General features: G+C 57.8%; 6 protein-coding genes, 2 tRNA genes and 4 rRNA genes. 4 read left to right on the forward strand and 8 right to left on the reverse strand.

The window, feature by feature from the left end:
• On the forward strand, nucleotides 1-396 hold the full coding sequence (locus tag AC1HFW_RS16620) for a YchJ family protein (protein WP_006390627.1): 396 nt from the start codon (nucleotides 1-3) through the stop codon (nucleotides 394-396).
• Here the strand turns inward: AC1HFW_RS16620 and AC1HFW_RS16625 are convergent.
• A complete protein-coding gene (locus AC1HFW_RS16625) occupies nucleotides 388-1,278 on the reverse strand; it encodes a LysR substrate-binding domain-containing protein (protein ID WP_479284487.1) in 891 nt (296 codons plus the stop codon). The genes AC1HFW_RS16620 and AC1HFW_RS16625 overlap by 9 nt on opposite strands.
• A gap of 206 nt (nucleotides 1,279-1,484) precedes the next feature.
• Here AC1HFW_RS16625 and AC1HFW_RS16630 point away from each other — a divergent pair, with 206 nt between their 5' ends.
• Nucleotides 1,485-2,198 (forward strand): haloacid dehalogenase type II, encoded by a 714-nt coding sequence (locus AC1HFW_RS16630; protein ID WP_479284489.1) that lies wholly within the window; start codon nucleotides 1,485-1,487, stop codon nucleotides 2,196-2,198.
• A gap of 143 nt (nucleotides 2,199-2,341) precedes the next feature.
• Entirely contained in the window at nucleotides 2,342-3,106 is a 765-nt protein-coding gene (locus AC1HFW_RS16635) for an aldolase (protein ID WP_479284491.1), read from the forward strand.
• A gap of 78 nt (nucleotides 3,107-3,184) precedes the next feature.
• Here the strand turns inward: AC1HFW_RS16635 and rrf (AC1HFW_RS16640) are convergent.
• From rrf (AC1HFW_RS16640) to AC1HFW_RS16670, 7 genes are all read right to left on the reverse strand, one after another.
• Nucleotides 3,185-3,297: ribosomal RNA gene (gene rrf / locus AC1HFW_RS16640) — 5S ribosomal RNA — on the reverse strand.
• A gap of 176 nt (nucleotides 3,298-3,473) precedes the next feature.
• A 5S ribosomal RNA gene (rrf, locus tag AC1HFW_RS16645) occupies nucleotides 3,474-3,586 on the reverse strand.
• A gap of 201 nt (nucleotides 3,587-3,787) precedes the next feature.
• Nucleotides 3,788-6,670 (reverse strand): 23S ribosomal RNA (locus AC1HFW_RS16650).
• Between the two features lie 280 nt (nucleotides 6,671-6,950).
• A tRNA-Ala gene (locus AC1HFW_RS16655) sits at nucleotides 6,951-7,026 on the reverse strand.
• Between the two features lie 31 nt (nucleotides 7,027-7,057).
• Nucleotides 7,058-7,134, reverse strand: a tRNA-Ile gene (locus AC1HFW_RS16660).
• 132 nt (nucleotides 7,135-7,266) lie between these two features.
• A 16S ribosomal RNA gene (locus tag AC1HFW_RS16665) occupies nucleotides 7,267-8,797 on the reverse strand.
• Together the 16S, 23S and 5S rRNA genes with 2 tRNA genes alongside form the textbook arrangement of a ribosomal RNA operon.
• Nucleotides 8,798-10,113: 1,316 nt before the next feature.
• Nucleotides 10,114-10,590, reverse strand: a complete 477-nt coding sequence (locus AC1HFW_RS16670) for an Lrp/AsnC family transcriptional regulator (protein ID WP_006392938.1) — start codon at nucleotides 10,588-10,590, stop codon at nucleotides 10,114-10,116.
• A 156-nt stretch (nucleotides 10,591-10,746) separates the two neighbouring features.
• Between AC1HFW_RS16670 and hppD the strand changes: the two genes are divergently transcribed.
• Nucleotides 10,747-11,859 (forward strand): 4-hydroxyphenylpyruvate dioxygenase, encoded by a 1,113-nt coding sequence (gene hppD / locus AC1HFW_RS16675; RefSeq protein ID WP_006392937.1) that lies wholly within the window; start codon nucleotides 10,747-10,749, stop codon nucleotides 11,857-11,859.
• Nucleotides 11,860-11,888 lie beyond the last annotated feature (29 nt).

Consider the following 11,888-nt stretch of genomic DNA (forward strand, 5'->3'; position numbering starts at 1 on the left):
GTGACCACGCCAGACCCGATTGCCTGTCCCTGCGGCACGGCCAAGCCCTACGCCGCCTGTTGCGGCCGCTGGCACCAGGGCCCGCAGGCCTTGCAGGCCCCCACCGCGCAAGACCTGATGCGCTCGCGCTACAGCGCCTTCGTGCTGGACCGGCTCGCCTACCTGCTCGACACCTGGCATCCCGGCACCCGGCCGGCCTCGCTTGAACCGAACCCGCCGGGCCTGAAATGGCTGGGCCTGACGGTCAAGCAGGCCCGCGACCAGGATGCCGATCACGCCACCGTCGAATTCGTCGCGCGCAGCCGCCTGGCCGGACGCGCCAGCCGGATGCACGAAGTCAGCCGTTTCGTGCGCGAAGGCGGACGCTGGTACTACGTCGACGGCGACCTAAGCTGACGCCAACCGGCGGCGCGGCACCGCGCCGTCATCGCCCACGGCCCGCTTCAACACCTCGATCAGATTCGCCACCGCGCCACCCGCCGCGGCCCGCGCCTCGCCCACGATCGCCAGTTCGGTATGCGGCGCCGGCGCCAGCCCTTGCGCCGCGCCAAGTATCCCGTGCTCCGGCAGGCAGGCGAACGCCGGCAGCAACGAGATCCCCAGTCCCGCCGCCACCGCCGCCTGCACGCCCGCCAGGCTCTGGCTGTGATACGCGGCGCGCCAAGGCCGGCCGGCGCTTTCCAGCGCGTAGATCATGCGCTTGCGATAGATGCAGCCCTGCGGAAACAGCACCAGCGGCACGGGTGCCTCATCACCCCGCAGCAGGGCCTTGTCCCCCACCCAGACCAGGCGCTCGGGCCAGGACGCCAGGCACGGGCCATCACCCGGCTCACGCTTGATCAACGCCAGATCCAGCTCCCCCGCGGCCAGCCCCGCCTTCAGGTCGGTGCTCATGCCGCTGCCGGTTTCAAGACGGATCTCCGGATGGCTGGCGGCAAAACCAGCCAGCAGCGCCGCCAGCCGCGACACATCGAAGTCCTCCGGAATGCCCAACCGGATCGCCTGCATCCGCCGTGGCGCCGACAGCACCAGCTCGGCCTCGTCCGCCATCGCCAGCAGCTTGCGCGCATAGGCCAGCATCAACTCGCCATCCTCGGTGGCCTGCACCTGGTTGCCGGCCCGGTCGCGCAGCAGCAAGGTCTTGCCCACGGTCTGCTCCAGCTTGCGCACCTGCTGGCTCACGGTCGATTGCGTCCGATGCACCCGCCCCGCGGCCCGCGTGAAACTGCCTTCATCGACCACGCAGACGAGGGTCCTCAACAATTCAAGATCAAGCATGGTGTGTCCTCGGATGTGTCCTCGGGTGTGTTCTCTTGGTGTGTTCTCGTGGTGTGCACTCGTGGTGTGCACTCGCGCACGGATCAGGAGCCACGCCCCAAAGATATTTATTATTCCACTGATGAGAGTCCAATTATTAATTTTACAACTCACTTGACCGAACCCTAAGCTGGTCCCATCTCCAACGGCGCCACAAAGGAATTCCCATGCCCCTGGACCATCTCCCCCGCCCGCAATGGCTCACGTTCGACTGCTACGGCACCCTGATCCAATGGGATGAAGGCCTGCAGGCCGCGGCCGCTCGAATCCTGGCCGCGGGCGAAGCACGCCAGCACACGCCCACGCCGGCGCAATTCCTGCACGTCTACGACGAACACGAACACCGCCTGGAACGCACGCCGCCCCATATGCGCTTCGTCGACGTCACCCGCGAATCGCTACGGCTCACCATGGGCGATCTCGGCTTGGCCTATCGGCCGCAGGACGCCGAGCTGCTGACGGGCAGCATCTCGGCCATGCCGCCATTTCCCGAGGTGGTCGACACCCTGGCCACACTGAAACGCGCCGGATTCCGCCTGTGCATCATCTCCAACACCGATGACGCCATCATCGCCGGCAACGTGGCGCAGCTGGGCGGCCACATCGACCGCGTCATCACGGCCGAGCAGGCCGGCGCCTACAAGCCGTCGCGGCGCATCTTCGCCCATGCCCACGACAGCCTTGGCGTCACGCCCGATGAGGTCGTGCACATCTGCGCCAGTCCGCACCTGGACCATGCCGCCGCGCGCGATATTGGCTTTCGCTGCATCTGGATCGACCGCGGCACCGGCCGCCAACCCTTGCCGGACTATCGCCCCGACGCTACTGTATCGAGTCTGGACAAAGTCCCCAGCCTGTTCCAACAGGCCGGCTGGATCTGAATCCGCGGGCCGGCGGCGAACACCGTTGCCGGCCCCGCCCGACAAGATCCCGGCCCGCGCGCCCACAAGGCACTGCGATGGGCATCAGGACTTCGGCATTCCTCCACCCTCCCATCACTTTCGACTCTGACTTCGGGTTGCCCATGAACAAAGATCCCCACTTCGCCGATGCGCTCTTTCATGCCGAGCGCGTCGCTGCCCTGCGCGCCGACCTGGCGCTGGCCCTGCGCGCGGCCGCCGCGCACGGACTCGGCGAAGGCGTCTGCAACCACTTCAGCGTGGCGCTGCCCGGCGACACCGACCATTTCCTGCTGAATCCTCGCGGCCTGATGTGGAACGAGGTCCAGGCCGACGATATCGTGCTGGTCGACGCCCAGGGGCGGAAGCTCGCGGGACGCCACGAAGTCGAGCCCACCGCCATGTTCATCCACGCCGCGATCCACCGCATCGCCGGCAAGGCCTGTGTGCTGCACACCCACATGCCGTACGCCACGGCCCTGACGCTGACGGTCGATCGGACGCTGGACACCACGCTGTCCCAGAATGCCATGCGCTTCCACGGCCGCATCGCCGTCGATCGCGAATATAACGGCCTGGCCCTGGATGCCAGCGAAGGCGAACGCATCGCCCACGCCATGCAAGGCGCCGATATCGCATTCCTCGGTAATCACGGCGTGGTGGTCTGCGGCGAGCGCCTGGACTATGCCTACGATGACCTGTTCTTCCTCGAGCGCGCCTGTACCGCCCAGGTGCTGGCGCAATCCACTGGCCGGCCCATGGCGCCGGCGGATCCGCAAATCGCCGCCAAGGTCGCGGAGCAGATCCAGAGCGAACGCCTGCAGTCGGAATTGTTCTTCACCGCCCTGCGGCGCCAGCTACCGGATGCGGCGCAGCGCCAGGCCCGTTGATGTGAGCAGAAGCCGCCCGCGGCCAGAAAGCAAAAACCCCGCAGGCGCTAGCCTGCGGGGTTTTCTTTTGGAATAACTGCCTGATACTGACCTACTTTCACAGACGTCCGTCCACTATCATCGGCGCGAAGGCGTTTCACTGTCCTGTTCGGGATGGGAAGGAGTGGTACCACCTTGCTATGGGTATCAGGCTTGACCTGCCGAGCATCCCGCCGCGATGGCGAGCGCTCCAATCCTGGGTACTGCATGGCCAGCTTCGTTCGCGACGATCAGAGCCTGGCTCAATAATCGTGTCGCGCACATAAGCGGGCTTTTCACAAAGACAAAACCCCACAGGCGAGAGCCTATGGGGTTTTGCGGAATAAAAGCCTGACGATGACCTACTTTCACAGACGTCCGTCCACTATCATCGGCGCAAAGGCGTTTCACTGTCCTGTTCGGGATGGGAAGGAGTGGTACCACCTTGCTATGGTCGTCAGGCGTAACTGGTTGAGAGATTGTCTTTGGGGGACAACCGCTCCAATCTTGGAAGAAGCGCAACGTGTGGGGGATCAGAGACTAGCTCGATGATCCCGCACAGTGGGTGTAATTGGTGTTGGCTGGCTGCTGACGGGGCAGCCAGATTTTGTATTGAACGACACTTGGAACGCTATACCACCAGGTCATAACCATCAGTGTTATAGGATCAAGCCTCACGAGCAATTAGTATCGGTTAGCTTAACGCATTACTGCGCTTCCACACCCGACCTATCAACGTCCTGGTCTCGAACGACTCTTTAGGGGGATCAAGTCCCCGGGATACCTAATCTTCAGACGAGTTTCCCGCTTAGATGCCTTCAGCGGTTATCTCTTCCGTACTTAGCTACCCGGCAATGCCATTGGCATGACAACCGGTACACCAGAGGTACGTCCACTCCGGTCCTCTCGTACTAGGAGCAGGCTCCGTCAAGTATCCAACGCCCACGGCAGATAGGGACCAAACTGTCTCACGACGTTTTAAACCCAGCTCACGTACCTCTTTAAATGGCGAACAGCCATACCCTTGGGACCGGCTACAGCCCCAGGATGAGATGAGCCGACATCGAGGTGCCAAACACCGCCGTCGATATGAACTCTTGGGCGGTATCAGCCTGTTATCCCCAGAGTACCTTTTATCCGTTGAGCGATGGCCCTTCCATTCAGAACCACCGGATCACTATGTCCTGCTTTCGCACCTGTTCGACTTGTCAGTCTCACAGTCAAGCACGCTTATGCCATTGCACTATCAGCACGATTTCCGACCGTACCTAGCGTACCTTCGAACTCCTCCGTTACACTTTGGGAGGAGACCGCCCCAGTCAAACTGCCCACCATGCACTGTCCCCGATCCGGATAACGGACCAAGGTTAGAACCGCAAACAAACCAGGGTGGTATTTCAAGGATGGCTCCACGTGATCTAGCGACCACGCTTCAAAGCCTCCCACCTATCCTACACAGGCCGGTTCACAGTCCAATGCAAAGCTACAGTAAAGGTTCATGGGGTCTTTCCGTCTAGCCGCGGGTAGATTGCATCATCACAAACACTTCAACTTCGCTGAGTCTCAGGAGGAGACAGTGTGGCCATCGTTACGCCATTCGTGCAGGTCGGAACTTACCCGACAAGGAATTTCGCTACCTTAGGACCGTTATAGTTACGGCCGCCGTTTACCGGGGCTTCGATCAAGAGCTTGCACCCCATCACTTAACCTTCCGGCACCGGGCAGGCGTCACACCCTATACGTCGACTTTCGTCTTTGCAGAGTGCTGTGTTTTTAATAAACAGTCGCAGCCACCGATTCTCTGCGACCCCATCATGCTAAGCGCGCAGGCGCTTCACACTACCGGGGTATACCTTCTCCCGAAGTTACGGTATCAATTTGCCGAGTTCCTTCTCCTGAGTTCTCTCAAGCGCCTTGGAATATTCATCCCGTCCACCTGTGTCGGTTTGCGGTACGGTCTCGTACAGCTGAAGCTTAGAGGCTTTTCTTGGAACCACTTCCAATCACTTCGCAAGCAATGCTCGCTCGTGCCGTACCCTTGATTTACGCGCCCGGATTTGCCTAAGCGCCATCTTCGATACGTCAACAGGGACATCCAACACCCTGATGATCTTCCGCGATCCGTCCCCCCATCGCACTGTACGACGGTGCTGGAATATTAACCAGCTTCCCATCAGCTACGCATCTCTGCCTCGCCTTAGGGGCCGACTCACCCTGCGCCGATGAACGTTGCGCAGGAAACCTTGGACTTACGGCGAGGGGGCTTTTCACCCCCTTTATCGCTACTCATGTCAGCATTCGCACTTCTGATACCTCCAGCAGCCTTTACAAGCCACCTTCGCAGGCTTACAGAACGCTCTCCTACCGCGTGCACTAAAAGTGCACACCCGCAGCTTCGGTTTATCGCTTAGCCCCGTTACATCTTCCGCGCAGGACGACTCGATCAGTGAGCTATTACGCTTTCTTTAAAGGATGGCTGCTTCTAAGCCAACCTCCTGACTGTCTATGCCTTCCCACTTCGTTTCCCACTTAGCGATAATTCGGGACCTTAGCTGGCGGTCTGGGTTGTTTCCCTCTTGAGTCCGGACGTTAGCACCCGGTGCTCTGTCTCCCAAGCTGTACTTGCGGGTATTCGGAGTTTGCCATAGTTTGGTAAGTCGCCATGACCCCCTAGCTATAACAGTGCTCTACCCCCCGCAGTAATACTTGAGGCACTACCTAAATAGTTTTCGGAGAGAACCAGCTATTTCCAGATTTGTTTAGCCTTTCACCCCTATCCACAGCTCATCCCCTAATTTTTCAACATTAGTGGGTTCGGTCCTCCAGCACGTGTTACCGTGCCTTCAACCTGGCCATGGATAGATCATCTGGTTTCGGGTCTACACCCAGCGACTGAATCGCCCTATTCGGACTCGCTTTCGCTACGGCTTCCCTATTCGGTTAACCTTGCCACTGAATGTAAGTCGCTGACCCATTATACAAAAGGTACGCAGTCACCCCACAAGGAGGCTCCTACTGTTTGTATGCATACGGTTTCAGGATCTATTTCACTCCCCTTCCGGGGTTCTTTTCGCCTTTCCCTCACGGTACTGGTTCACTATCGGTCGATCACGAGTATTTAGCCTTGGAGGATGGTCCCCCCATCTTCAAACAGGATTTCACGTGTCCCGCCCTACTTTTCTTACGCTTAGTTCCACACACAAAATTTCGTCTACAGGGCTATCACCTGCTACGGCCGGACTTTCCATTCCGTTCGACTATCTTGCGTGCTAAAACGTAAAGGCTCTTCCGATTTCGCTCGCCACTACTTTCGGAATCTCGGTTGATTTCTTTTCCTCGAGCTACTGAGATGTTTCAGTTCACCCGGTTCGCTTCCACTGACCTATGTATTCAGTCAGGGATACTCCTTACGGAGTGGGTTTCCCCATTCGGATATCTGCGGATCAAAGCTTGTTTGCCAGCTCCCCGCAGCTTTTCGCAGGCTACTACGTCCTTCATCGCCTGTGATCGCCAAGGCATCCACCATATGCACTTAGTCGCTTGATCCTATAACGCTGTAGGCTATAGGACCTGAGTATTAGCGTTTGTGCCGTTCATAAGTTTCAAAGCAGTCTGAGGTTATTCACCCCAGTCTTGAGAACTTGGAACAAAATTAATGCAATCACAACCCGTACTTATCTTCATCAGCTTGCGCCGAGTACTTGATAAGTACATTTCGTTGTGCTTCTTCCAGATTGTTAAAGAACGAATATAGCTGTTAGGTAAAACCTAACTCATAGCACTGCTCGCAGTGTTATGAGTTAGCCTCTACGACCGCACCAGGTAGTGGTGGAGGTGAACGGGATCGAACCGATGACATCCTGCTTGCAAAGCAGGCGCTCTCCCAGCTGAGCTACACCCCCATATTCACGGTATCAACTACCTGCGAATACTTGGTGGGTCTGGTTGGATTCGAACCAACGACCCCCGCCTTATCAAGACGGTGCTCTAACCGACTGAGCTACAGACCCAAAACCTTCTCGGATCAGTAGTCAGGAGTCATGGACATAGGGAGGAATCCCTCTACCCAAGCCCACAACCGATCCCAGCTATATATCAAACAACCGATAAGAGTGGACGCTTAACACGAGCACTAAGCTCTGAAAGGAGGTGATCCAGCCGCACCTTCCGATACGGCTACCTTGTTACGACTTCACCCCAGTCATGAATCCTACCGTGGTAATCGCCCCCCTTGCGGTTAGGCTAACTACTTCTGGTAAAACCCACTCCCATGGTGTGACGGGCGGTGTGTACAAGACCCGGGAACGTATTCACCGCGACATGCTGATCCGCGATTACTAGCGATTCCGACTTCACGCAGTCGAGTTGCAGACTGCGATCCGGACTACGATCGGGTTTCTGGGATTGGCTCCCCCTCGCGGGTTGGCGACCCTCTGTCCCGACCATTGTATGACGTGTGAAGCCCTACCCATAAGGGCCATGAGGACTTGACGTCATCCCCACCTTCCTCCGGTTTGTCACCGGCAGTCTCATTAGAGTGCCCTTTCGTAGCAACTAATGACAAGGGTTGCGCTCGTTGCGGGACTTAACCCAACATCTCACGACACGAGCTGACGACAGCCATGCAGCACCTGTGTTCCGGTTCTCTTGCGAGCACTACCAAATCTCTTCGGCATTCCAGACATGTCAAGGGTAGGTAAGGTTTTTCGCGTTGCATCGAATTAATCCACATCATCCACCGCTTGTGCGGGTCCCCGTCAATTCCTTTGAGTTTTAATCTTGCGACCGTACTCCCCAGGCGGTCAACTTCACGCGTTAGCTGCGCTACCAAGGCCCGAAGGCCCCAACAGCTAGTTGACATCGTTTAGGGCGTGGACTACCAGGGTATCTAATCCTGTTTGCTCCCCACGCTTTCGTGCATGAGCGTCAGTGTTATCCCAGGAGGCTGCCTTCGCCATCGGTGTTCCTCCGCATATCTACGCATTTCACTGCTACACGCGGAATTCCACCTCCCTCTGACACACTCTAGCTCGGTAGTTAAAAATGCAGTTCCAAAGTTAAGCTCTGGGATTTCACATCTTTCTTTCCGAACCGCCTGCGCACGCTTTACGCCCAGTAATTCCGATTAACGCTTGCACCCTACGTATTACCGCGGCTGCTGGCACGTAGTTAGCCGGTGCTTATTCTGCAGGTACCGTCAGTTTCACGGGGTATTAACCCATGACGTTTCTTTCCTGCCAAAAGTGCTTTACAACCCGAAGGCCTTCATCGCACACGCGGGATGGCTGGATCAGGGTTTCCCCCATTGTCCAAAATTCCCCACTGCTGCCTCCCGTAGGAGTCTGGGCCGTGTCTCAGTCCCAGTGTGGCTGGTCGTCCTCTCAAACCAGCTACGGATCGTCGCCTTGGTGAGCCGTTACCCCACCAACTAGCTAATCCGATATCGGCCGCTCCAATAGTGCAAGGTCTTGCGATCCCCTGCTTTCCCCCGTAGGGCGTATGCGGTATTAGCTACGCTTTCGCGTAGTTATCCCCCGCTACTGGGCACGTTCCGATACATTACTCACCCGTTCGCCACTCGCCACCAGACCGAAGTCCGTGCTGCCGTTCGACTTGCATGTGTAAGGCATCCCGCTAGCGTTCAATCTGAGCCAGGATCAAACTCTTCAGTTTAATCTCTGTATTTGTTTCGTATTTCTTAGTTCCGAAGAACCGAGTCATACGTCGCTACTCAAAGGAAGTGAGGTATGTTCTTAAACTTGACGTCTAAGGTACTTCACTTCTAGTGAGCACTTGATTTCATTGTGCTTGTGGCCGGGGTTTAAAACCCAGTCACTATGCACTCGCATCAAGCGCCCACACTTATCGGTTGTTTAATTGTTAAAGAGCGGTACTGCTAAATTCTGTACTACTTACTGCATCTTCTGCTTTCTTCGGCGATTTCGCTTTCGCGTCGATCGCTGTGTCAGCAGCAGAGAAACGAGATTATGAAGAAGTTTTTATCGTTTGTCAAGTCAGCGTCGTTTGATCACTTCGCTTTCTTGCCTACGACCCCTTCAGGTCTCACCAGGCTCGCACCCGGCTTTCTCTTTAGCAGCTATCGAAATATCAGGGTTAACCCTAAGTTTTCGGTAACTGCCAAGCCTGAAACTATAACACAACTTTTGCAGATTATGCAACCGGCTTTTGCCTAATTTGCATCCTATCTTGCAACCCCGCCGCGCCGGTGAATCACTTCACTTTCACAGCAGCCCTGGATCACTCCAGAGGTTGGTTACCGCCCAGTTGGCTTGCAACGCTTTTCAGACCACCCTACCGGGTAAACCCTGATTTGCCATCACCAGCCAAGCCCAAGACTATAGCACAATTTTTGCAGGTTATGCAACTGGCTTCTGCCTGATTTGCACCACCTTTTGCAAAATTCGCTGACCGCTGGTTCGAGAGAATCATTGCTGACTCGCCGCCTTGCTGCCCTGCGGCAGATCCGTTCGCCGTAGCGTTCAGATCCGTTGCACTTGCCTGACCCCGCTGCTCAAAACTGCTTGAACTGCGAAGGAGCGAGACTATAGCACAGAATTTTGGCTTGTCACGCCAGGATGACAATCGTTTTGCAGAAAGATGATGATTTCCGGGGACGCACCCCGCATTTGCCATGGGAAAGTCATCCGGTCTGCGGCGTCTGCCCTATATAGAGTGCGTATTCCTGGGGAGCGCTCCCTGCCCGCGGCGCCAAGTCGCTGAGGGGTACCCGACAGCACGCCGGGCTGGGGATACGTCCCTACTCTATATATAGGTGGCTTCGTTTTCGCCCTCACCCATGATTCGGTGGATCTTGCCGAGAGCCCCTCCCCTATCCCTGATGGCGCCCTATATATATAAGGGCGCCTTGGACGGGAAGCATCCAGCCCACCGCGGCGCGCTCCGGTCTCTCTATATATAGACATCCCATATAGAAGGCCCGATAGGCACGGGGGACACATCCCACTGCGCTACAGCCGCAGCTCCGTCGTTTCCTTGATCTGCTGGAGGGCGAAGAACGACCGCATGTCGACCACCGCGGGATGGCGCATCAGGGTATCCATCGCGAACTTGGAGAAATGCGCCAGGTCGGCGACCTGGATGCGCAGCAGGTAGTCCATGTCGCCAGACATGGCGTAGCACTCGACCACCTCGGGCCAGAGCTGGACATCGCGAGCGAAGTCGCTCATGGGCGCATGACTGGAACCGCTGTGCTTGTTCAGGCGGATGTTGACGTAGGCCAGCAGGCCCAGCCCGACTTTCTCGGCGTCGATCAGCGCCACGTATTTCTTGATGAAGCCCTTCTCTTCCAGCCGCCGCACCCGACGCAGGCAAGGGCTGGGCGACAGGGAGACGCGGTCGGCCAGCTCCTGGTTGCTCAGGCGGCCATCGCGTTGCAATTCGGCCAGGATCCTTATATCTGTCCTATCCAGCTCTATGTCAGACATTTTCAGCCCCATATTTTTTATCTTGGGCAATATTATTGCTCAACCTTGCCACTTTCGCGACATGTTTGCAATTGTCTGCCTGCCTTTCCTCCCTACAATCTTCATCCTAGACTTGAACGACAAGTCGCCTCTACAACGACTCAAGGGAGCAGACTCATGAGCAGCGCTTTCCAACCCTGGGACAACCCGATGGGCACCGCCGGGTTCGAATTCATCGAATATGCCGCGCCGGATCCCGCCGCGCTGCGCAAGGTGTTCGAACTGCTGGGCTTCAAGGCAATCGCCAAGCACCGCCACAAGGACGTGACGCTGTACCGCCAGGGCGGCGTGAATTTCCTGATCAACGCCGAACCCGATTCCTTCGCGCAGCGTTTCGCCCGCCTGCATGGCCCGTCGATCTGTGCGATCGGCTTTCGGGTGCAGGATGCCGCCGCCGCGTACAAGCGCGCGCTGGAGCTGGGCGCCTGGGGATTCGACTCGCACAGCGGCCCGATGGAACTGAACATCCCCGCGATCAAGGGCATCGGCGATTCGCTGATCTACCTGGTCGACCGCTGGACTGGCAAGGAAGGCCACGGCGGCATCGGCGACATCAGCATCTATGACGTCGACTTCGTGCCGGTGGATCCGCAGAACGCGCAGGCCGACCTCAACCACCGCGGCGCCGGGCTGACGCTGGTGGACCACCTGACGCACAACGTGCACAAGGGCCGCATGGCCGAGTGGTCGGAGTTCTACGAGCGCCTGTTCAACTTCCGCGAGGTGCGCTACTTCGACATCGAGGGCAAGGTGACGGGCGTGAAGTCCAAGGCCATGACCTCGCCGTGCGGCAACATCCGCATTCCCATCAACGAGGAAGGCACCGAGGAGAAGGGCCAGATCCAGGAATACCTGGACCTGTACCGCGGCGAAGGCATCCAGCACATCGCCATGGCCACCGAGGACATCTACGGCACGATCGAGGCCTTGCGCGCCAATGGCGTGGTGTTCCTGGATACGCCAGAGACCTACTACGAGCTGCTGGACCGCCGCCTGCCCAACCATGGCGAAGACGTGCCGCGCCTGCAGAAGAACCGCATCCTGCTGGACGGCGCCCCCGACGGCGGCCTGCTGCTGCAGATCTTCACCGAGAACCAGATCGGCCCGATCTTCTTCGAGATCATCCAGCGCAAGGGCAACGACGGTTTCGGCGAAGGCAATTTCAAGGCGCTGTTCGAGTCCATCGAACTGGACCAGATGCGCCGCGGCGTGGTGAAGACCGTCGACTGACCGCTTCCCCCTCCAGCGCCGGTAGCCAT

Source organism: Achromobacter sp. ISS7 (assembly GCF_056523125.1).